The organism is Sinorhizobium sp. BG8 (assembly GCF_016864555.1).
Classification (GTDB): domain Bacteria; phylum Pseudomonadota; class Alphaproteobacteria; order Rhizobiales; family Rhizobiaceae; genus BG8.
In genome coordinates, this window is sequence record NZ_CP044012.1 from 973,093 (window position 1) to 995,629 (window position 22,537).

The window sequence follows — 22,537 nt, forward strand, 5'->3', positions numbered from 1 at the left end:
GCGCCCCGGTTCAGAAACCTACCTGATCTCCCCCCTTCAGACCCAGGATCTGCCGCGCCTCGGCGGGAGTTGCGATCTCATGTCCGAGCTCTTGCAGGATTGTCCTTATCTTGCCAACCTGCTCCGCATTGGAAGTGGCGAGCTTTCCGCGTCCGATATAGAGAGAATCTTCCAGACCCACACGAACCGAACCTCCGAGTATGGCCGATTGGGTGGCGAAAGGCATCTGGAAGCGCCCGGCCGCCAGGACAGACCAGCGATAGTCGTTGCCGAACAATTTGTCGGCCGTGCGCTTCATGAACATGAGATTGTCGAGGTCCGGGCCGATACCGCCCAGAATACCGAAGATCATCTGGACAAAGAACGGCCCCTTGATGAGACCACGGTCCACGAAGTGCGCCAGATTGTAGAGGTGGCCCACATCGTAGCATTCGTGCTCGAACCTGGTGCCATGTTCCTCGCCGAGCGTCTTCAGGATCCGTTCGATATCCCTGAAAGTGTTGCGGAAAATGAAATCGTCAGTGCCTCGAAGATAAGGCTCCTCCCACTCGTACTTCCAGCTGGAATACCGATCCGCCAGCGGATAGATGCCGAAATTCATCGACCCCATGTTCAACGAGCACATCTCCGGTTTCGCGACTATCGGGGCCGCCAGCCGATCCTCCACCGTCATGTTCAGGCCACCGCCTGTCGTGATGTTGATGACAGCATCCGTCGCCTGCTTGATGCGCGGCAGGAACTGCATGAACACCGCCGGATCCGGTGTGGGTCGGCCATTGTCGGGATCACGTGCATGCAGGTGAAGAATGGACGCCCCGGCCTCCGCAGCCTCGATGGACTGGCGGGCGATATCATCCGGCGTAAACGGCAATGCATCGGACATCGTCGGCGTATGGATGCCGCCGGTCACCGCACATGTGATGATAACTTTCCTGGATAGATCAGTCATCGCAATTCCTTTCTCGAAGTGGCGGACAATCCCCGCCGCCGAATACAGGTTCGGGGCGACGGAGCCGGCCGGACAGGTTGTTATTGAAAGACCACGCGCCGACGGATGGGCACGAGTGAGATCCCCGTGCGCTCGGTGACGATCCCCCAGATGCCGCGGGGTGCCTTGAGCATGATCACAATCGCCAGTGCGCCAAGGACCAGAAGATATGTCGTGCCAAGGTCGGCCAGTGTTTCGCGCAACAAGAAGAACACCAGAGTTCCGATGATCGGCCCTTCGATGGTTCCGATGCCGCCGATAACTGCGATGAAAATCACGAAGGCGGTCCAGTCGTTCACGCTGAACGCCGCATCAGGCGAGATGCGCAGCTTTTGCAGGAAGATGAACGAGCCGACCATTGTCGTCAGACCAGCAACGCTGACATAAACCGTCATTTTGGTGAGCCATGAATTGATACCAAGGCTTTCAGAGGCAATCTCGCTGTCACGCAGGCCGGTCAACGCAAGGCCCATTTTCGAGCGCAGCAGCAGCACGACGAAGAGCAGTGCCGCAACGGCGAGTGCCAGACCCGTCCAGTAAATCAGGATTTCACGCCATTCCCGGCTGCTGGCGATCCCGCTGATCACGGAGGTGGGCAAGCTCGATCCCGAGCCGCCGCCCAACGCGGAAACCTGGGCGAAGGAAAGCCTCAGCACCTCCGCGAATACCCAGCTGCCGATTGCAAAGTATGCGCCATAGAGCCGGAAGAGCAGAACACCGATCGGGGCAGCGAGCACAGCGCCAAGCAGGCCCGCGACGGGGATTGCCATCAACGGGTCCATACCGAGGAAGATCGCCAGTGCAAAAAGCATGTAGCCACCAAAGCCGACAAATGCCTGCTGTCCGACCGAGACGAGGCCGCAATAGCCCGCAAGCAGGTTCCAGAGACTTGCAAGTGCAAGGAACGAGAACATCTCTCCAAGCAGGCGGATGTTGGCGCGGCCCGTCAGCCAGGGAGCGACGATCAGGGCAATGAGGACCAGGCCGGCAACAATCGAGGTCGCGCGGCTGGCGGGGGTGAAGCGTTCAATTCGAAACCTCATGTCTGTCAGTCCATTCTTGGAAACAGGCCGCGCGGCCTGAAGGCCAGCACAATGAAAAAAACGATGTGACCGGCGAGGATTTGCCAGCCAGGAGAGATCTGAGCGCCAATCGCTTGGGCGACACCCAGCACGACGCCCCCGGCAAGGGTTCCCCACAAATTACCGAGGCCCCCGATAATGACGGCCTCAAACCCGAAGATGAGCCTGGCCGGCCCGGAGGCGGGATCGAAGTTCGTCCGGATGGCGAGGAAGATGCCGGCGATGGCGACGATCCCGAGGGAAAGTGCCATTGCCATCCCGAAGATGTGGCGGCGGTCAATCATCATCAGCTGGGCAACTTCACCATCGTCGGAGGTCGCGCGGAATGCCCGCCCCAGGGATGTATGGAAGAACACCCGGTCGAGACCGAAGATCACCAGAACCGACACGGCGAACATCAGCAGCGGAAGGACGCCGATGGTCAGTCCCGAGAACAAATCGAGGCTTGCGGTTTCGAGGGCGCCAGCTGGCAGTCTCCGGCTGTCGGCAGTGAAGCCGAGAAGCAGCCCGTTCTGCAACAGGACCGAAATTCCGAACGTCACCAGCAAAGGCGACAGTAGGTCCTTGCCGATGGTGGGGTTGAGCAGGAACCGCTGCAGCAGATATCCGACTGCCGCCATGATCGGGACGACGAGCAGCGCCGAGGCCAAGGGATGCAGTCCCGTTGCCTGCACGACGACCAGGGCAATGTATGCAGCCAGCACAATCAGGTCGCCATGGGCGATATTGACGAGGCGCATGACACCAAAGATCAGCGACAGACCGGCTGCGAACAGGGCATAGAGGCCGCCCAGCAGGATTCCTTGAATGATTGCATTGATCCAATCCATGGAGATCAGGTCCCGAAGTAGGCGGCCGTGACTTCGGCTCTGCTGAATTGAGAGGGCTCGCCGGCCAGGGAGACTTTCCCCTCCTGCATGCAGACGAAGCGATGGGCAAAGGAGAGCGCCCGGGAGACGTCCTGCTCCACCAGAACTGCCGACACGCCACTCTCGACGATGGTCGGCAACACGGCGTAGATGTCCTTGATGACCACCGGAGCGAGGCCGAGTGAAATCTCGTCGAAGAGGATCACCTCAGGGTTGGCCAACAGGGCCCTTCCGATGGCCACCATCTGCTGCTGCCCTCCCGAGAGGGCCATGCCCGGATTTTTCCGGCGCTCCGCCAGAATGGGGAACAGCGAATAGACGCGTTCCAGCGACCAGTTGCCTTGTCTCGCCCGCTCGCCCCCTATGATGAGGTTTTCCTCGACGGTCAGCGACCTGAAGAGACGGCGGCCCTCCGGAACGAGCGCAATTCCCTTCTTCGCAATTCTGTCCGGTCGTTGACCTCCGATCTCATTTCCGTGGAGCCGCACCATGTCGCTGCGGCAAGGCACCAGACCTGTGATGGCCTTGAGCAGTGTGCTCTTGCCTGCCCCGTTCGCACCGATGAGCGCCAGGACTTCTCCACGATGCAGGGTCAGATCGACCCCGAACAGCGCTTGAAAATCATCATAGCCCGCCCGCAAGCCATGGGTGGAAAGGAGTGCTTCAGGCATGTGCCACCTCTCCTTCAATGCCCATGTAGATTGCGGCAACCTCCGGGCTTGCCATCGTCGCAGCCGGTTCTCCTTCGGCAATCTTCCGACCGAAGTCGACAACAGCGATTCGATCCACCACGGCAAGCAGCGCATGGACAACGTGCTCAATCCAGATGATCGAGACGCCCTCGGCCCGCACACTTCTGATCGCGGCAACGAGTTCGACGCACTCCGGCTCCGTCAACCCACCCGCGATCTCATCGAGAAGCAGGAGTTTCGGTGAACTTGCGAGTGCGCGCGCCATCTCCAGGCGTTTGCGTTCCAATAGCGTCAGTCGACCGGCAAGCACGTTTGCCTTGCCGGACAGCCCCGTCAGCTCCAGTACGTCGACAGCCTTCGCCGCACCCGCGCTTTCCGTCGAGCAGCCACCAAACGTCGCGCCGATCAACACGTTCTCGTATGTCGTCATCCCGACAAAGGGGTGAGGTATCTGGAATGAGCGCCCGATCCCCCGATGACAACGCTGACGTGCAGGCATCCTGGTCACGTCCGTTCCGTCAAATCTGATCGTCCCGCTGTCCGGCATGGTGGTGCCGGCGATCAGGTTAAACAGCGTCGTCTTGCCCGCACCGTTCGGACCGATAATGCCCAAGGCTTCCCCTGCATCGACCGACAGCGTCACGTTATCGGTGACCTGAAGAGCACCGTAGCGCTTGCTGACGGCATTGAGTTCTATGATCGGCATTCAACTTCCCTCAAAGGTAGGCTGCCCCTGAAACGGGGCGGCCCCGGCACGCGAACTCAGAGCAATGTGAGTTCACCGCCAACAGGTATCTCGGGAGCCGTCTTGTTGGTTGTGATGACCAGTTCGGCCTTGCCGTTGACGTTCTGCCATTGGCCGGCGACCAGAGGCGTCTTCGTCACGTTCTTCACCGGCCCCTTTGACCAATCGACCGAGCCAACGATTGTCTTCATGTTGGTGGTCTTGATCGCATCGATGACCGCCGCGGGATCCTCGAGATCCGCGCTGCGCTTCACAACGTCGGCGACAACTTCGAACAGCGCGTGCTTGAACCCAATAGGCTGCGTCCATGGCCGGTTTGTCGCCTTGACGTAGCCTTCGGCCAGGTCCTTCGAACTTTCACCAGTCAGGCTGGAAGAGAACGGATGATTTGGCGACCACCAGATTTCCGACGAAAGGCCGATCCCCCGCTCGCCCAGCGATTCAATCACCGAGGGAAACAGCAGCGCTTTGCCGATGGTCACGATCCTAGGCTTGAGGCCCTGCTGGCCCGACTGGCTCCAGAACGTGGCGAAATCCGGCGGTATCATGTTGCCTGTTACAATCTCCACGCCAGCCGCCTTGAAGGCAGAGATCTGCGCGGAAAAATCGTCCGACATCGGCTGGTATCGGTCGGGGTCAGTCAACGTGTAACCGGCCTGCTTGAGTGGCTTCGGGAATCCACGTTCGGGATCACCCCAGGCATTTCCGTCGGCGTCGTTCGGAAACAGGCCACCAACGTTTCTCGCGACGTTGGGGTTGTCCCAGAGCGAAAGGAAGGCGCCGATCACGTCCTCAAGCCCCCAGAAGAAGTGGTAGGTGGACTCGAAGCCCTGCTCGGGATTGCCGTTTCGCCCAAAGAAGTACGGCTGCCACGGGCAGTCCGTCGTGATGCAAGGCGTGCCGTTGGCTTCGGCCTGGTCGGAGACAGGATTGACAGTATCCGGCGTCGATGCCGCGACGATGATGTCGACTTCGTCCTTGAGGATCAGGTCGGCAGCGACCTCCGCCGCGCGGTTCGGATTGGACTGGCTATCCTTGGAAATGACTTCAATCGTCCAGGTCTTGCCGTTGTTCTCGACCGCCGAGAGAGACTTTTTGATGCCGTCCAGAATGTAGTCGTTCGCCTCGGCGAACCCTGCCAAAGGACCCGTAACCGGGCTCACATGACCGACCTTGATCGTCGGTGTTTCGGCATAAGCACGCGTAAAACGAAGGATCGCGGGTGCGGCGAGAGCCACGCTCGTTGTCCCTATGAAATTTCGCCGGCTGATGCCGGTTCCTCCCGAATTTCTGAAGCGCATACCATCCTCCCAGATTGGCTCTCAGATACAATTCATTGCGGCAGTGTTTTCGAGGCCTCAATCGACCGGCTTGAACTCCTTTAGATATCGAGCCACGCGTGACCTCAGCGCCTGAGCCTCCTCCTCACTCCACGAACGAAACCCTTCTCCAGATTTCATTCCAAGCTTCCCGTCATTGACCAACCCCTGCAGATAGGGCGACGGACCGGGCTCCCGGTTCAGGTGCTTGAGAACGACCCTATGGATGTCCAGGGTGAGATCAGTACCGACCAGATCGGCATTCTCCAGTGGCCCCAGGACCGCGAGCCGGCGTCCGAAACTCGATTTGACGACCGTGTCCACCGTTTCCGCATCGGCTATCCCCTCGGCGACGATTGCGATGGCCTCGCGCCACAAGGCATGCTGCAGACGGTTGCCCACGAACCCCGCCACATCTCTCTTGACGTGGACCGGTGTTTTCCCGACGGATGACAGCAAAGACATGACTTTGTCGATGATTTCCGGATCGGTTCGCTCCGTTCCGACCACTTCGACAAGCGGCACCAGGAAGGGTGGGTTCCACCAGTGCGTACCGAGTATCCGTTCCGAGGTCTGGAGACCTTCTGCAATATCCGTGATCGGGATGACTGACGTGTTCGATGCCAGCACGGCATGGCGAGGTGCGAGGCGGACAAGTTCGGCGAAGATCGAGCGCTTCAACTCCAGTTTCTCGGGAGCGGCCTCGATAACGACGTCGGCCACAGCGACGGCAGCGGCCAGATCAGAGTAGCCGGCGACGCGGTCCTGTGCGCCGTCTGGCAGACCAAGATCGATCAGGTTCCTTGCAATTCGCGAGCCGAGCGTATCAAGCGCTGGTTGACTGGCGTCAAAGACCCTGACGTCATGGCCGCCGACGGCGAAGACCTGAGCAATCCCATGCCCCATCAGTCCGGCACCGATCACCGCGATGTTCTGCTTCTTAACCGACATCGTCATCCCGCCGTATAGCCGCCGTCGGCGTAAAGGGTGTGCCCTGTGTAGAAATCCGATGCCCGGGAGGCGAGGAACAGGAGTGGCCCGGCAAGATCATCTGGCTCACCCAGGCGACCCTTCGGTACCCGGGCAAGGAAACCCTTGCGAACCTCCTGTGCTTTCTCTGTGTCTTCGAACATCCAGGCGGTCAAAGGCGAGCGAAACACCGTGGGCGCAATGGCATTGACCGTGATGCCGGTAGGGCCCCACTCGCAACCCAGTGCACGGGTAATGCCGTCGACGGCAGCCTTGGACGCACAATACGCGGAATATCCGGCGGGGTGCCCCAACAGGCCTCGTGCGGAAGACATGAAGACGACCTTGCCTCCATCCCCTTGCTCCAGCATGCGCTTGCCCACCGCACGGGCCATAAGCCAGCTCTGCGTGACGTTGGCGTCCATAACGTCGAGGAAGCGCGCGGGCGCCATCTCGGTGATCTTCGCCACGTCGTTCTTGCCTGACGCGACCACCAGAATGTCCACCCGGCCAAAATGAGAAATCGTGTCGGATACAATTGCCTCACAATCTGCCTCGCTGCTCGGGCGGCGATTGAGCGCAAGGACCTCGGCACCGACCTCCTTGCAGGCGGCTTCCGTTTCGGCGAGCGCATGTTGATTGCCCGCGACGAGTACCAGCCTTGCTCCCGCTCCTGCGAGGATGCGTGCGGCAAGCGCACCGAACGCTCCTGAAGCTCCGGTTACAATTGCAACCTTGCCGCTGATGTCGAACAGTTTGTGTGGTTGGCGAATTGCATCTTCCGCAATCATTGGACGGCTCCTGCAGGATAGGGAATGACGACAAGCATCTTGCAGGTGTGGTTCGACCGGTTGACGATCTCGCGCACCTCGCCTGGCCACACGGTGCAGCTGTCCAGTGCCTTGAGCACGGTTTCCCTGCCATCGACGATGATGGTCATCTCACCTTCAAGGACCACATAGACTTTCTCGAATGGCGTGGAGTCCGGTCCCGCCCCGCCACCGGGGAGGAACTGGGATAGCCCTACCCACTGGTTCTTGGGTCCGCCCTCTTCAAATCCCTGTAGCCTCAGTCCGAAGCAGCCACGGTGGTTTGGCGCCTCATAGGGCTGGGCTTCGTCAAACCGCTTTGTGAACATGTCTCCTCCCGTTCACTCCGTCGTATGTCGGGCTGATGCCCGTTGGTGGCGGCGTCGCCAAATCCTCAATTGACGACACCGCCTATCTCGCCGCTATGGAAAGCTTAGAGGCGTCAGAAATTGTCACCCTTCTCGATGCGGTAGTTCTGATCCTTGTCGATCATGGCGACCAGGCGAATGATGCAACCATCGCCGCGGTCCCAGTTGATCGGGAAGAAGGCGAATGTGCAGCGCTTGCCCGTCACGGCGTCCAGATCGCCACCAACGTTTTCGATGCCGAGAATGCCAGCCTTGAAAATCTTCTGGTGAACCGGCTCCCATTCAGGGAAATCGTCCTTCCAGTCGCGGCCACCGGACCATTCCTTGTACTCATCGGCCAGATGAGGCAGCAGCGGACCATTGCGCTGGGGACCAATGGCCGTGGCAAGCGGATGGTCGTTTGCCTGGGTGTCATGACCAACGACCTTGACGCCCTTCTCGATCATCCAGTCGGCAGCGGACGGCACGAAACCGGGGCAATAGGGGAAGTAGTCACCATCTTCGTACTGCTTGTGCCAGCCGGTATTGATGATCAGCACGTCGCCCTTGCGAATTGCGTGGCCGCACGCCTTCTCCAGATCGTCATAGGTGATCGGTTCCCACTTCTTCTTGGGGATTGAAACGACGATCCCGGATCCGAAGAAATGCGGCAGCGGCACCTCATCGATGAAAGGGGTGCCCTGCACGACGTGTGCCGGTGCGTCGATGTGTGTCGTCACATGCATCGTGGTCGTGATGGTTTGGGAAAGCACACCAGACTTGGCCATGTAGTGCATGCGCTCGATACGAACGTCTCGAAAATACGGCCAGTTCGGGCACTGATAGCCGAACCTGTGGGAGAGATTGTAGAACTCGATCCCCATCGGGTTTTCGAGGTTATCCTGAAATTCGATCCCACGAACGGTAATTGACATGCAGAAATCCTCCTCGCCGCGCTGTGCGTGGCGTAGCATCCGGTCCAAAGTTTCGGGCTGGCTCCTCCCAGAGCGCCTGTACCTTTATACGGTACATCTGTATCGTTTATTGTCAAGCCCGAGAAAGAAGAAGGAACGCATCTCGCGTCCCTAGCCGAGCGAGGCCAATTTCCGCAGCACCAAACTCAAGCGTGTTGGGCACTGGCAGCGCCGGACGGCTTTAACGCGAATTCGTAGAAAGAGGGTCTCTGGGTGTTTCCCCCTCCCGATGGATACCCATGTCGATCGTGGGCCCAGGGTCTTCATCGGCGGGCGGCCAGGGGACGTATCGCGCCCACGTTCTGCATTTGATGCTCGACGTCCGCATCGCCGCCTTGCCGGCCAAGTGACCTCTCTCGGCCGAACGATACTATCAGGTCCGCTCGAGTGGATTTTCCCCGCCCTCTGCTTTGATCAGATCGAGCAGGCCAGGTAATTGTCTGTCAAGCTCATCACGCCTTAATGTCGCGGCCCGGCTGTTCCCACGATCTACCTGCCGGATCAGCCCCGCTTCCCGGAGGACGCGAAAATGGTGCGTCAAGGTCGCCTTGGTCACAGGCAGGCCAAACGAAGCACAGGTTCGCTCTGTGCCTGACGGGGCCTGCGCCAATTCCGCAACGACACGCCGCCGCAGCGGATCCGCCAGCGCTGATAAAACAGCGCCGAGCGTAATCTCATTTTCTGATGGATGACCCTGACTATCCAATCTCACACTCCAAGGTACGACTTGAATCATACCTATGGTGCAAGGTATGATTTACACCATACCAAAAGGAGTACTTATGTCGAGCGTAGCGTTTGAATTGCCGGCCCAGGCGGAGAATGAAACCGGCCCCTATGCACTTGCAGGAAAGGCCCGCGCCAAGGCTGGAAAAGCGGACGAGCTCGAAGCCACTTTGATCGCTTTGGTGGGACCTACCCGGGAGGAGGAAGGAGCATTGCAATACCATGTGCATCGCGATCGGGCGGACCGGGAGCTCTTTGTTTTTTATGAGGTCTGGGCAAGTGTCGGCCACCTCGAGGCACATCTCGCAAAACCCTATATCCAGGCCTTCCTGAAGAATCGCCACGAGCTGCTTGCCGGCGAAATGGAGATCAGTTGGCTGCAGATGGCGAGCATCTACCCGGCGTAGGATCTCTGAACAGCGTTCGAAATGAAGAACCACTAAGGCTTTGCATGGAATGCAAGGCGTGGCCAAGTTGGCGCAGGGTCTGGGCTACCAGGAAAGCCGTTGCGCGACTCCGAGCATGGTCGTCCCGGCGACCATGTTTGCCGCAAGGTGGCGGTTCAATCCCTAAGGCCAGGCGACAGCTGGTTGCGCGATGAGAAAGCCGGGGCCGGTTGCGCGAGGCAAAGGCCGGCCCGCCAGATGAGGAACATCCCATCAAGACAGACGGCGGGCCCTTTGCATTCGTCAAAAAAAGCATCATCACGATAATTCACTAAATTTATGGATTTTATCAATTGACTCCTCCTGTGATTGGCGAAACGATGGGCGCCATCTTTTCTGGAGGACATGATGGCGCTCGACAGCGTAAAACCCAAAGTCAAACCTCGTACCCAGTTCCTGACCGAAGAGCTGCTTCGCACCCTGAGGAGCCGAGCCGCCGAGTACGATCTGGCGAACCGTTTCTTCCACGAGGATCTCGATGATCTGAAAGCCGCCGACTATCTCACGGCGGCGGTGCCGACCGAGTTCGGTGGCGGCGGTCTCACCCTGCCCCAGGTGCTCCGTGAGCAGGCACGATTGGCCTATCACGCCCCTGCGACGGCGCTCGCCTTGAACATGCACCTCTACTGGGTCGGGACCGCAGCCTATCTTTGGCGACGCGGCGATCATTCGACGGACTGGATTCTCAAGGAAGCGGTTGCGGGCAGGATTTTCGCCGCCGGACATGGCGAGCCTGGCAATGACCTCGGCCTCGCCGGATCGAACGTGGATGCAGAGCCGCTTGGCGACGGCAGCTATCGTTTCCGCGGTCGCAAGATCTTCACGTCCCTGTCCCCCGTCTGGGATTGGCTCGGCCTCCACGCGCTCGACTCAAGCGACCCGGCCCACCCGAAGGTTGTCCATGCGTTCATCCGCAGGCAGGACCCTGGTCATCACACGAACGAGACCTGGGATTCCCACGGCGTGAGGGCAACGAAGAGTGACGACACGATCCTGGAGGGTGTCGTGGCGCCGAAAGAGTATGTGACGCGGGTCCTGCCCGCGGGCCCGCCAAACGATCCCTTCATCGACGGGATCATCGCTTCGGCCCTCCTGCCGATCGCGGCGGTGTACTACGGAATCGCCCATCGTGCCTTCGACATCGCGGTCGAGACCGCCAAGAGCAGGGTCTCACCCGCGCTTTCCGGGCGAACCTATGCCCATCACCCGCAGACGCAGGTCGAGATCGCCAAAGCGTCGATCGAGCTCGACAGTATCTGGGCCTATCTCGAACGAGTGGCGCAGGAGTGGACCGAAGGCGTCGATCATGGGCTTCTCTGGCCGACGAAGCTGCTCGGCGCGAAGCAGCACGCGGTCGACGGCGCTCGCCGCATCGTCGACCGGGCGACCAAGGTTGCCGGAGCCAGTTCCCTCCTCAGGCGCAACGAGCTCGAACGCCTGACGCGCGACGTGCGGTCAGGTCCGTTTCATCCACCGAACAGCGACGCAACGCATGATCTCATCGGCCAGATTCATCTGGGCGTCTTTCCCCCGGTCGCGCAGGCGGCCGAATGACACCCGCAACACTCAAGGAGAAACTCCATGCTTGAAAAGGTAGCGACATCGTCGCAATCCCCCGCTCGATTCCGTCTGCCCCCGCCATCGCCAACGGAACTGCCGGAAGATGTCCGTACTCTTGTGGAGGCAAATCACGAGGAGAACTGGATTCGGTCCTTGTCGGTCAACGGCCCGACCGCGAAACGCTTCGTCTCCTATTTTGCGAGCCTTTTCGACCCGGGGAACGGACTGCTGCCGATTGCCGAACGCGAGCTGATCGCCGTCGTCGTCTCCTCCACCAACGGCTGCGGCCTCTGCGAGATCCACCATACCAACGCTCTGGGCGACGCACTCGGCGATGCGGAAAAAGCACGGCGCATCGCGCTCGATGTCCATCTCGCGCCACTGACGCCCCGAGAAAGGGCGCTTGCCGAGTTTGCCGCCAAGGTGACGCAGGAGCCGAAATCGGTGACGCCCCATGATTTCGAAGACCTTCGCGCCGCCGGGCTTAACGATGCGGAGATCGTCGAAGCGCTCGAGACCAGCGCCTGGTTCAACCACACGAACCGCATCTTCATCTCGCTCGGGGTCTGGCCGGACGAATCTTACTTCGGGCGGTGACCTTGGCGCGCGCCGCGCTCAAGTCCGCGGCTACGCAGATCGGAGCCGACACCCCTCACACAATTGCGGATCGTGGCGCAGATCCGGGACCTCGTCCCGGATCGCCGAACAAACTCGACTGAATTTGCAACGACGGACACCATCCACCGGCACGACGGGTGCCGGTGGATGTCATTTCACCTGAATACGACCGGTTCTCGTTCAGGCCGCAGAACCGGCGGTAAGGATTGCCGCAGCCGATTATGACCCCGCGAACCGTGCCTGATGCTCCCCTCGATTGAAAACACCAGCTGGAGAATTCCATCATGTCGTTGAGACTGAACCCATTTTCGTTTGGAGACCTTACACAGAAGCGCATGATCGACGGTCATCTCGACCGTCTGGACACGAGCGGCATCTCACGGCGCGATTTTCTTGCCCTCGCCTCGGCCGGTGTTGCCGCGGGTGCAGCGGCGGGCGCCTGGGGCCTTCCATCCGTGGCGGTCGCGTCCCCCTCGGGTAAGCTTGCCTACCTCGCCTGGACGAGCCGCGTCGAGTTCATGGTGCAAGCGAGCAAGGCGACCCAGGATGCCGCTACAGTCTTCGGTCTGGACTACACCTATCTCGACGGCCAGATCGACAGCCAACGCCAACTCAACCAGTCGGAGGAGCAGTTCGGCACCGGCGCAACCGCGCTGATCCTGCACGCACCCGACGGAAGCGCCGTCAAGCGCATCGCGGAACTGGCGGGACAAAACCAGGCCTATTTCGCCAACGTCTGGGCGACGCTGCCCTGGTTCACCCCGTTCGAGGCCAATGAATACTACACGCTCTACGGGGTACCCGAGGAGTTTACCGCTCACCGCGGCGTGACCGTAGAACTCCTGAAGGCCGTGACGGAGCGTTTTGGAGGCGGCAAGATCGTCGGCGTCACCGGAGTTCCAGGCTTTTCCACGGATCTCGTGCGCAGCCGCGGACGAGACGACGCCTTCAAGGACTTTCCGAAAACGAAACTCGTCGACCAGCTTCCGGGCAATTTCAACCGTGAGGATTCGCTGCGGGCGACCCAGGATCTGCTGACCCGCAACTCCGACATCGTCGGAGTCGTTGCGCAGAACGACGACCAGGCGCAGGGCGTCATCGCGGCGCTTCGCGCTGCGGGTATCCGTGCGGGCGAAGACGTTCTCGTCGTCGGCGCAGACGGGACGGCGGAGGGCGCCCGGGCAGTGAAGAGCGGTCAGCAGCTCGCCACCAGCGCGAACGGTCCCGCCTTCCAGGCCGGCTTCTTTGCTGCGCGTCTCTACGACGTTCTCAACGGCTGGAAGCCCCGCGCATCCGAACGCCTGCTTAACTGGCATTCCGTTATTACAAAGCAGAACAATGTCGACGTCTACCTGCAGCGCTATGTCGACAACGGCGACGTCAAACCCTTTGACTACAAAAAGATGTCGAAGGTTGCCCATCCGGACGACTGGGACCCGCAGAACCGAATTACCCCACTCGACATCGATGTCGAATGGGCAGGTATCGAAAAGCCGCCTGGCTGGGAGTATCCCAAAGCCTATCTCGACGCCAAGAGCAACGGCGAATGGGAAGCGGTGACGCGTGAGTATGCGGACCACTACAAGATCCCCTTCTTCGGACCTTCCCCGAACGCAGCGGGATAATCCGGGCCGCTAAGCTTTTTCCGGAACGCTCATCCGCCAGTGCCCGCAAACGGGTGTCGGATATGGCTCTCTGTTCTCTCGACCGGCGCCGAAATTCCCTTTCCGGCGCCGCCTGCATCCGGTGGAAGCGAATTGATGAATGCAGCTTCGCCCGCAGCCCTCACCGCTCTTGAACCGCCCTCTGTTCGCAGAGCCGCAGGCAGGGACTTTGAAAGGGCATGAAAACGTCACGCGCCCCTCGGAGCCGAACGGATTTTTGTTCAGGCGCTTGCCGGCAGGAGAGAAATTTCAAATCGCATGCACAAACCGAATTGTATTCTACACTTAATCTATCGTTTTTATGTATTTTGATCGCAATCAAATTCAACCTTATGGAAGCAGCGATGCCAAACAGGCTCACACCACGCCATCTCCCTGACTTTACTCAGAAAAAAGTCATCGACCATCACATGGATCGCCTCGATACGTCCGGCGTGTCTCGCCGGGATTTCCTGGCACTTGCGACCGCGGGCATCGCTGCCGGGGCATTTGCCAGTGCAGCGGGAATTCCGAATGTCGCGGTCGCGGATCCATCCGGCAAGCTCGCCTATTTTGCCTGGAGTGCGAGCACGGAATACAACCAGTTGGTCAGCAAGGGCGCAGAGGCGGTCGCCAGAGAATACGGCTTCAACTACGTGCTTCTGGACGGTCAGATCGACAGCACGCGCCAGCTCAACCAGTTTGAACTCCTGACCACCGAGCAGGCGCAGGGCGGCTTCTTCAATATTCTGGATGGAAGCGCGCTGAAGCGCGTTTCCCAACTCGCGAATGAGTCGAAAACCTACTTCTCGGCCATCTGGGAAGCTCTGCCCTGGTTCACTCCCTTCGAGGCGGGAGATTACTATACGCTCTACGCAGTTCCGGAGGAGGACAAGGCCCATCGCGGTGTAACGGCGGCGGTGCTCGACACCGTGACCCAGAAATTCGGCGGCGGAAACATCCTGGCACTGACGGGAACGCCCGGGAACTGGTGCGAAAACTCGCGCAATCGCGGTCGGGACGCGGCCTTCGCCGACTTCCCCAAGACGAAACTCGTCGACCAGTTGCCGGGCAAGTGGCTACGCGAGGAATCCCTGCGCGCCACTGAGGATCTTCTGACGCGAAACGACAACATTGTCGGCCTCATCACCCAGAACGACGACGAGGCTCAAGGCGCGATTACCGCGTTGCGCCAGGCCGGCTACACGCCCGGCGAGGACGTTTTTGTCGGTGGTGCGGATGGAACGTCGCTCGGTGCCCGGGCAATCAAGGCCGGATTGCAGCATGCCACCAGTGGCAACAGCCCGGTCTATACCGGTGCCCTGTTCGCAGCCCGGATTTATGACGTTACCCATGGATGGCGTCCCCGGGCGTCGGAGCGCATGCTCTACTGGCGTCCGACCATCGTCACCAAGGACAACATCGACGGCTATCTCGAGCGCTATGTCGATAACGGATCGGTCGAGCCCTTCAACTACCGCAAGCTCTCGAAGGTACTTCATCCCGACGACTGGGATCCCCAGGCCGATCTCTATCCAATCGACATCGACGTGCATTGGCGCGGCTACGAAAAGCCGGCGGGTTGGGACTATCCGCAATCCTACAAGGACGCGCGTGCAAACGGCGAGTGGGAAGCCGTGAAACAGGAATATCAGGACCACTACAAGATCAAGTTCGATGGACCGTCGCCGAACAAGGCGGCCTGATCCACGCTAACGAGGCGCCTACCCGTAAGCGCCTCCATTGCTTCAACACTGCCGTGTTCGATTGCGCTTCCTGGTCACGCCGGGAAGAGCGCTCGTGCGCATTCGGATCCGCGAGCGCGCCAAAGGAGAACCAGGATGAACATTCGTTCCTCGCCGCCAGCCGTACCCCTAGCTCCGGTCTTCCAGGCATCTGGATTGTCCAAATCCTACGGTCCGAACATCGTGATCGAGGATATCGCCTTCGAGATCCCCGACAATCAGGTCGTCACGCTTGTCGGAGAGAACGGGGCTGGCAAGTCGACGATCTTCAACATCATGAGCGGTCTTGTCTCGGCAGATCGCGGTTCGATGACGCTGCACGGCCGCGACTACGCGCCGAAGGATTATGCGGGGGCCGTGGCACTCGGCGTGTCGCGGGTGTTTCAGGAACAGGCGCTGGTCCAGAATATTCCCGTTTATGAAAATCTGCTGCTTGGCCAGGACCAGCGCTTCCTGAAACTCGCGCAGATCGTCGACAAGTCGGCAATGATTACTGCCGCCGAACGGATCATCGAAGAGGCGGGCATCGACGTCGATGTGAGGCGCAGGACGGGCGACTATGATTTCTCGAAACGCCAGTCGATCGAAATCGCGCGCGCCTGCCTTGCCCCGACCCTGATCGGCGGCGCGGGGAAGCCGCTCGTTCTCCTCGACGAACCGACCTCTGCGCTCGACAGGCGCGACGAGGAAGCATTCTTCAAGCTCGTCGCAAAGGTCAGGACACGGGGATCGCTGCTATTCGTTTCCCACCGCCTGAGCGAAGTGCTTCAGATCTCCGATCTGATCTATGTCCTCAAGGACGGCCGGCTGGTGGCGAAACTCGATCCGGCGTCGACGGATGAGCATACTCTTCACGGCCTCATGGTCGGCCGCGAGCGCGCCATGGACTATTATTTCGAGAAGCGCCAGAAGACGGTGACCAACGCGGCAAAGGTTCTTGCAGCAAATGGCGTCAGGGTCTCGGAGCTCGATCCCGCGCTGGACCTGTCAATCCGGGAAGGCGAAGTGGTCGGAATCGGCGGACTTCTCGATTCCGGGAAGTCGGCCCTCGGAAAGGCGATCGCCGGCGTTGATCCACCGCTATCGGGCAAGGTGGAATTTGCCGGTTCACCCGCGATTGCGCCGGACATCAAGCATCTTGTCAGAGCGGGCCTGGGATATGTCGCCGCGGAGCGACTTGTCGAGGGCATAGTTCCTGCCTTTTCGGTCTCCTGGAATCTGACGACCGGTAGCGGAAGCGATTTGTTTTCCACCCGTCTGGGCTTCTGGCGACGGCGAAAGGAAGTCGAGGTAACAAGGCAATTCGTGAAAAGCCTTGGCATCCGCTCGGCGACACCCGATCTCGCTTGCGCACGCCTGTCTGGAGGAAATCAGCAGAAGGTCGTGCTCGCCCGCTGGCTGGCGCGCCAACCGAAGGTGCTGATCCTCGACAACCCGACACGCGGCGTCGATGCCGGCGCGAAACAGGAAATCTACCGCCTTATACGCGATCTGACGGACCAGGGGGTCGGCATCCTGCTGATCACCGACGAGCTTCTCGAGCTCATCGGGCTTTCGAACCGCATCCTCATCATGCAGCGCGGAAACATCGTGTCGGAAGTGCCGGCGTCACCCGACGCCAAACCGACCGAACACCAGCTCGTCGCGCTGATGCTGCCGCAGGGCGGTGACGAACCCGGATTCCACGGCCGTGAAGCGGCCAAACCCCATTCCCCCGTTGCGGAGAACGTCCAATGAGCCTTGCCCTTGAGTCCGAAAAACCGTCTTCCCTGCGTGCCGTCACCAACGCGCTTGGCCGCGTCGAAAAAAGCCTGTGGTTCCCGCTGGGTGTGGTTGTCACGCTTTTCATCGTATTTTCGCTGTCGACGTCCTCTTTCGCCACCATCCGCAATTTCACTGCCATCAGCGGACAGGCCGCAACGCTTCTCATCGTCTGCCTCGGGGCGACGTTCGTCATTCTGATGGGCAGCATTGATTTGTCCGTCGGGGCGATCGTGCTCCTGGTCGGGGCATCCACGGTGTTGCTGCTCAATAATTTCGAACTCGGATACTCCGTGCTCGTCATTGCAGCCCTGCTCGGCGGCGGTCTCGGTCTGATCAACGGCCTGATCTACGCCATCGGCCGCATTCCGTCCTTCATCGTCACGCTTGGCAGTCTTTCGGTGTTCACAGGCGTCGCACTGACCTTGCTCGATGGCCGGGCGATCCAGTTCAACACGCCTGGTTTCGAAGAAATCGCCATTGGTCAGTTCATCCCGCGCCTGCCAAACATCGCTCTCTGGGCGCTCATCGCCTGGGTCGTCGTGGTCGTGATCGCCACCCGCACGCGTTTTGGGCGGTTCATGTATCTCATCGGCGGCGGCGAAAGTGTTGCGCACACGTCCGGCCTCCCCGTCCTCCGGTACAAGATCTATGCGTTCGTGGCGTCCGGGCTGCTGGCCGGTTTCGGGTCGGTGCTAGCCGTGGCTCGCCTGGGGGCGGCTGGTCCTTCGCTTGGCTCCGATCTTCTGCTCAACAGCCTCGCCGCGATCGTGGTGGGCGGTACCTCGCTTGCAGGTGGCACCGGCGGCCCTCATCGCACCCTCATCGGCGTGCTGATCATCGCCATGCTGGACAACGGCCTGAACCTCATGGGCGTCTCCCAATACCTGCAGATGATCATCAAGGGGCTGGTGGTGATCGCCGCCGTGCTGGTCAGCCGCAGCGCCATCCAGGAAACTGTCGTCAAGTAATCGCAAGGGAAGTTCGACCATGGCAAAGCGCCTTGTCTTCAACGGGTTTTCGATGAATGCCGTGTCGCATGTGTTCCACGGGCTCTGGCGAAGCCCGCAGACGCAGCAACGCGCCTTCAATGACCTGAGCACGTGGGTACAGCTTGTCCGAATTCTGGAAAAGGCGAAGTTCGATGCCCTCTTTCTCGCAGACATTATCGGGGTCGACCCGGCTTATCAGGGCAGTTGGGACACTTATCTCAACGAGGCCGTACAGATACCCATCAACGACTCCGGTGCCCTCATCTCCGCTCTCATCGGCTCCACCGAAAACATCGGGTTGACCCTGACCAGCTCCATTCTGCAGGACCATCCCTTCAATTTCGCGCGGAAAATATCGACGCTCGATCATCTGAGCAAAGGGCGGATCGGCTGGAACATCGTCACGAGCGTCAGCCACAATGCAGCGCAGAATTTCGGCTTCGACAGGATTGTCCCGCACAATGAGCGCTACGCCTGGGCCGACGAGTATGTCGACGTCGTCTACAAGCTCTGGGAGGGCTCCTGGGATGACGACGCAGTGGTGAACGATCCCGCGCGCAACGTCTATGCAGACCCATCCAAGGTGCACCGCATTCATCATGAGGGAAAACGCTACAAGGTGCTGGGCCCACATCTGAGCCAGCCCTCCCCGCAGCGTTCACCCGTGCTCTTTCAGGCCGGATCCTCGCGCGCGGGCAGAGCCTTTGCAGCTCGTAACGCCGAGGGCACGTTCATCGTCGCGCTCAATCCGGAAGGCGCGCGTCGGCAGATCACGGAGACCCGGAATCTGGTCACGGCGGCCGGGCGCCATGCCGGGGATCTGCTCTTTATACAGGGCATGTCGTTCGTCGTGGGCGGAACGGAACAAGAGGCCAGGCTCAAGGCACGCGACATTGATCAGGATGTCAGTGCGAACGGACTGCTGGCGCATCTGAGCCGCGATCTCGGCATCGATCTCGGGCTCCTTGACCCGGACCGCCCGGTGGAAGAACTGGAAATCGAGGGCGTTCAGGGCGTCATACGCGCCTATGAGGAAGCCCATCCCGGCAAAACCGCGACCGTGCGCGACCTTGGCTATGCCTATGCCGGGGCGGGACGCATCACTGGCACTCCCGAAACCATCGCCGATCAGCTCGAGGAATGGCAGGGTGCCGGCATCGACGGCGTGAACCTCATCTACACCTCGACGCCCGGTTCCTTCATCGACTTCGCCGAGAACGTCATGCCCGAGCTGCGCAAGCGGGGCCTGGCACAGAGCGACTATGCGCCCGGAACCTATCGCGAACGGCTTTTCCCATCCAGCGGTCCCCGGTTGAACGGCAGGCATCCCGCCGCTCGCTATCGCGGCGCTTTCGCCCGGCGCCCCGTCCAGGAGCCCGCCGAATAGTCATTTCCAGAGACAAGTACATCGAAAAAGGAACGAACAATGAGCAGCTTCTCTCCGAAATGGTTCCAGACGCTCGAAGACCGCAAGACGGTTGGCGACCTCATGGAACGTCTTGATACCCATGGCGTGTCGCGCCGTGACTTCCTCGCCATGGCATCGGCAGGCGCCGCCGCTTCCGTCTGGGCGTCAGCGGTCGGCCTCCCCTCGGTCGCCGTCGCGTCACCCGATGGCAAGCTCGCCTTTCTCAGTGCTTTCCTGGTCAACGAATACAACGTCATCCTGAACAAGGCCTTTGAAAAGGCGACGGGTGAACTCGGCTTTTCCTACGTCGGGCTCGATGGCCAGTTCGACAGCCAGAAACAGCTGAACCAACTCGAACAGCAGGTCGCGGGCGGCGCCCAATCCGTTATTTTCAATCTTGCGGACGGCAGCGCAATCAAGGGCGCTTCGCGCATCGCCAAGGACGCCGGTGTCTACATCGGCAACGTCTGGGATACGCTGCCCTGGTTCACCCCCTTCGAGGCCAGCGACTACTACACGCTCTATGCGGTTCCGGAAGAATTCGACGCCCACAAGGCTGTCACGACCGAACTCTTGAAGGCCGTCACCGAAAAATTCGGCGGCGGCAACATCCTGGCCGTCACGGGCACGAACGGCAATCTGACTGACAGGCAGCGGAGCGCCGGTCGCGACGCCGCCTTCAAGGACTTTCCCAAGACGAAGCTTGTGGACCAGCTTCCGGGCAAATGGAACCGCGAGGACTCCCTCAAGGCAACGGAAGATCTGCTCACGCGCAATCCCGACATCGTCGGTGTCGTCGCACAGAATGACGATGTCGCCCAAGGCGTGATAGCGGCATTGAATGCGGCGGGGCTGAAGCCCGGCGAGGATGTGCTCGTCGTCGCGGCCGACGGAACCAGCCTTGGCGCCAAGTCGATAGCGGCCGGCCACCAGCTCGCCACCAGCGCCAACAGCCCGGCCTATGCGGCGGCCCTCTTTGCCGGACGCATCTACGACGTCACCCATGGCTGGACGCCACGCGCCTCCGAACGGCTCCTCAACTGGCGTTCACTGACAATCACCAAGGACAACGTCGACGGCTACATCGACCGTTTCGTGGACAACGGCGATGTCGAGCCCTTCGACTATCGCCGCGTCTCGAAAGTCCTCCACCCCGAGGACTGGGATCCGCAGGCCGAGATCTTCCCCCTCGACGTCGACAAGGCCTGGGAAGGCATCGAAAAGCCCGCCGGCTGGGAATACCCGAAGGCCTATGTCGAGGCCAAGGCGAAGGGCGAATGGGACACCGTGATCGCCGAGTATCAAGATCACTACAAGATCAAATTCGACGGACCGTCACCGAACAAAAAGGCGTGATCGCAAGGCCCGGGCGCGTCGCGCCCGGGCACTTCACTGGGTTCGGACAGGAAAGAATGCAATGTCGAAACGATTGATTTTCAACGCCTTCGCCATGAACGGCGTCTCCCATGTCTATCACGGCGTCTGGCGTCATCCAGAAACTCGCCAGACAGAGTTCAATGATCTGTCAACCTGGGTCGAACTCGCGAAAATCCTGGAGAAGGGGCGGTTTGACGGACTCTTTCTCGCCGATGTGATGGGTCTTGATGCGATCTATCGCGGCTCGGCCGACATCTATGTCGAACAGGCAATTCATTTTCCCGCAAACGATCCCGCGACACTGTGCGCGGCGCTGATCGGCGCGACGGAACATCTGGGCCTGATGTTCACGAGTTCGATCATGCAAAGCCATCCCTTTGACTTCGCACGACGTGTTTCCACCTTGGACCACCTGAGCGGCGGGCGTGTCGGCTGGAACATCGTGACCAGCGCCAGCCGGGCCGCCGCCCGCAACTTCGACTTTGCGGACCGCCTCCCCCACGACGAGCGCTATCGCTGGGCGGACGAGTATGTCGAGGCTGTCTACCGCCTGTGGGAAGGCTCCTGGGAGGACGACGCGGTGAAGGCGGATAAGAAGAACGGTGTCTACGCCGATCCGCGCAAGGTGCACAGAATTCACCACCGCGGCGAGCGCTATCGTATAGAAGGGCCACATCTGACGACGCCTTCGCCACAGCGAACGCCCCTGCTTATCCAGGCAGGCGCTTCGGCCGCCGGCCGTGCCTTTGCGGCACGAAACGCGGAAGCGACCTTCATCGTCAGCCTGACGCCCGAAAGCGCGCGTGTTGCCATAGACGACATTCGCGGCCAGGCCGTCGCCGCCGGACGCGATCCAGCTGATATCCTGTTCTTTCAGGGACTTTCCTTCGTGGTCGGCAGCACGGAAGAGGAGGCCTGGCGCAAATCCAGGGAACTCGACGAGTACATCAGCACCGAGGGATTGGCGGCCCATGTCGGTCGCGACCTCGATGTGGATTTCGGTTTGTTGGATCCGGATCGTCCGGTTGCGGATTTCGACATTCAGGGCCTGCAGGGCTTCACGCGTTTCGTTGAGGAGGCAAATCCCGGGAAGACCGTCCGCCTCAAGGACCTGACCCATGCGATGTCCTACAACGGCCGGATCGTGGGCACACCGGAAACGATCGCCGACGCGCTTGAAAAATGGCGCGATGCCGGGATCGACGGTGTCAACGTCGCCTACCAGAAAACGCCTTCTGCCTTTGCCGAATTTGCTGAGCACGTCATGCCCGAACTGCGGAAGCGCGGCATTGCCCAGACAAATTATGCAGCGGGGACGCTTCGCGAAAAGCTCTTTGCTGGCAGGGGAGCGCGGATCGTCGAACGCCATCCGGCTGCCCGGTTCCGTCGGGGCGACCAGCCTGCTCGGCAGACAATACGCCGCGCCGCTCCCTGATGTCAGGTGCAGGCCCTTTGATCGAACAGACG

General features: G+C 60.4%; 21 protein-coding genes. 10 read left to right on the forward strand and 11 right to left on the reverse strand.

Features of this window, described 5'->3' with window-relative positions; all coding sequences use genetic code 11:
• Window positions 1–10: 10 nt before the first annotated feature.
• From F3Y30_RS25395 to F3Y30_RS25445, 11 genes are all read right to left on the reverse strand, one after another.
• Window positions 11–949, reverse strand: coding sequence for a 3-keto-5-aminohexanoate cleavage protein (locus F3Y30_RS25395; protein WP_203427034.1), 939 nt, complete (start codon window positions 947–949; stop codon window positions 11–13).
• 80 nt (window positions 950–1,029) lie between these two features.
• Window positions 1,030–2,031, reverse strand: coding sequence for a branched-chain amino acid ABC transporter permease (locus F3Y30_RS25400; protein WP_203427035.1), 1,002 nt, complete (start codon window positions 2,029–2,031; stop codon window positions 1,030–1,032).
• A gap of 5 nt (window positions 2,032–2,036) precedes the next feature.
• A complete protein-coding gene (locus tag F3Y30_RS25405; protein WP_203427036.1) occupies window positions 2,037–2,900 on the reverse strand; it encodes a branched-chain amino acid ABC transporter permease in 864 nt (287 codons plus the stop codon).
• Between the two features lie 5 nt (window positions 2,901–2,905).
• Window positions 2,906–3,610, reverse strand: a complete 705-nt coding sequence (locus F3Y30_RS25410; RefSeq protein WP_203427037.1) for an ABC transporter ATP-binding protein — start codon at window positions 3,608–3,610, stop codon at window positions 2,906–2,908.
• Window positions 3,603–4,337, reverse strand: coding sequence for an ABC transporter ATP-binding protein (locus F3Y30_RS25415; RefSeq protein WP_203427038.1), 735 nt, complete (start codon window positions 4,335–4,337; stop codon window positions 3,603–3,605). The genes F3Y30_RS25410 and F3Y30_RS25415 overlap by 8 nt, the downstream gene beginning before the upstream one ends.
• Window positions 4,338–4,393: 56 nt before the next feature.
• Window positions 4,394–5,677, reverse strand: coding sequence for an ABC transporter substrate-binding protein (locus tag F3Y30_RS25420; protein WP_203427039.1), 1,284 nt, complete (start codon window positions 5,675–5,677; stop codon window positions 4,394–4,396).
• Window positions 5,678–5,734: 57 nt separating this feature from the next.
• Complete coding sequence (locus tag F3Y30_RS25425; RefSeq protein ID WP_203427040.1) at window positions 5,735–6,646, reverse strand: 3-hydroxyacyl-CoA dehydrogenase family protein; 912 nt, start codon at window positions 6,644–6,646, stop codon at window positions 5,735–5,737.
• Window positions 6,647–6,648: 2 nt separating this feature from the next.
• Entirely contained in the window at window positions 6,649–7,455 is an 807-nt protein-coding gene (locus tag F3Y30_RS25430; protein WP_203427041.1) for an SDR family oxidoreductase, read from the reverse strand.
• Window positions 7,452–7,802 carry a cupin domain-containing protein gene (locus F3Y30_RS25435; RefSeq protein ID WP_203427042.1) on the reverse strand — a complete coding sequence of 117 codons (351 nt, stop codon included), beginning with the start codon at window positions 7,800–7,802 and terminating at the stop codon, window positions 7,452–7,454. Before F3Y30_RS25435 ends, F3Y30_RS25430 begins: the two co-directional genes overlap by 4 nt.
• 113 nt (window positions 7,803–7,915) lie before the next feature.
• Window positions 7,916–8,755 (reverse strand): cyclase family protein, encoded by an 840-nt coding sequence (locus F3Y30_RS25440; RefSeq protein WP_203427043.1) that lies wholly within the window; start codon window positions 8,753–8,755, stop codon window positions 7,916–7,918.
• Between the two features lie 412 nt (window positions 8,756–9,167).
• Entirely contained in the window at window positions 9,168–9,500 is a 333-nt protein-coding gene (locus F3Y30_RS25445) for a helix-turn-helix domain-containing protein (RefSeq protein WP_246753039.1), read from the reverse strand.
• Window positions 9,501–9,576: 76 nt separating this feature from the next.
• Between F3Y30_RS25445 and F3Y30_RS25450 the strand changes: the two genes are divergently transcribed.
• From F3Y30_RS25450 to F3Y30_RS25495, 10 genes are all read left to right on the forward strand, one after another.
• Window positions 9,577–9,927 carry a putative quinol monooxygenase gene (locus tag F3Y30_RS25450; protein ID WP_203427045.1) on the forward strand — a complete coding sequence of 117 codons (351 nt, stop codon included), beginning with the start codon at window positions 9,577–9,579 and terminating at the stop codon, window positions 9,925–9,927.
• Window positions 9,928–10,314: 387 nt separating this feature from the next.
• Entirely contained in the window at window positions 10,315–11,520 is a 1,206-nt protein-coding gene (locus F3Y30_RS25455) for an acyl-CoA dehydrogenase family protein (protein WP_203427046.1), read from the forward strand.
• Between the two features lie 27 nt (window positions 11,521–11,547).
• A complete protein-coding gene (locus F3Y30_RS25460) occupies window positions 11,548–12,123 on the forward strand; it encodes a peroxidase-related enzyme (RefSeq protein WP_203427047.1) in 576 nt (191 codons plus the stop codon).
• A gap of 305 nt (window positions 12,124–12,428) precedes the next feature.
• Window positions 12,429–13,769 (forward strand): sugar ABC transporter substrate-binding protein, encoded by a 1,341-nt coding sequence (locus F3Y30_RS25465; protein WP_203427048.1) that lies wholly within the window; start codon window positions 12,429–12,431, stop codon window positions 13,767–13,769.
• Between the two features lie 383 nt (window positions 13,770–14,152).
• Complete coding sequence (locus tag F3Y30_RS25470; protein WP_203427049.1) at window positions 14,153–15,493, forward strand: sugar ABC transporter substrate-binding protein; 1,341 nt, start codon at window positions 14,153–14,155, stop codon at window positions 15,491–15,493.
• Between the two features lie 135 nt (window positions 15,494–15,628).
• Window positions 15,629–17,269, forward strand: coding sequence for a sugar ABC transporter ATP-binding protein (locus tag F3Y30_RS25475; protein WP_203427050.1), 1,641 nt, complete (start codon window positions 15,629–15,631; stop codon window positions 17,267–17,269).
• Window positions 17,266–18,264, forward strand: coding sequence for an ABC transporter permease (locus F3Y30_RS25480; RefSeq protein ID WP_203427051.1), 999 nt, complete (start codon window positions 17,266–17,268; stop codon window positions 18,262–18,264). The genes F3Y30_RS25475 and F3Y30_RS25480 overlap by 4 nt, the downstream gene beginning before the upstream one ends.
• Before the next feature lie 19 nt (window positions 18,265–18,283).
• Window positions 18,284–19,672: an LLM class flavin-dependent oxidoreductase gene (locus F3Y30_RS25485; protein WP_203427052.1), complete on the forward strand. Its 1,389-nt coding sequence runs from the start codon at window positions 18,284–18,286 to the stop codon at window positions 19,670–19,672.
• A gap of 39 nt (window positions 19,673–19,711) precedes the next feature.
• A complete protein-coding gene (locus F3Y30_RS25490; RefSeq protein ID WP_203427053.1) occupies window positions 19,712–21,049 on the forward strand; it encodes a sugar ABC transporter substrate-binding protein in 1,338 nt (445 codons plus the stop codon).
• 61 nt (window positions 21,050–21,110) lie between these two features.
• The gene (locus tag F3Y30_RS25495) at window positions 21,111–22,505 is read left to right on the forward strand and encodes an NtaA/DmoA family FMN-dependent monooxygenase (RefSeq protein WP_203427054.1); all 1,395 of its coding nucleotides are present in this window, start codon (window positions 21,111–21,113) and stop codon (window positions 22,503–22,505) included.
• The last annotated feature ends 32 nt before the right edge of the window (window positions 22,506–22,537 follow it).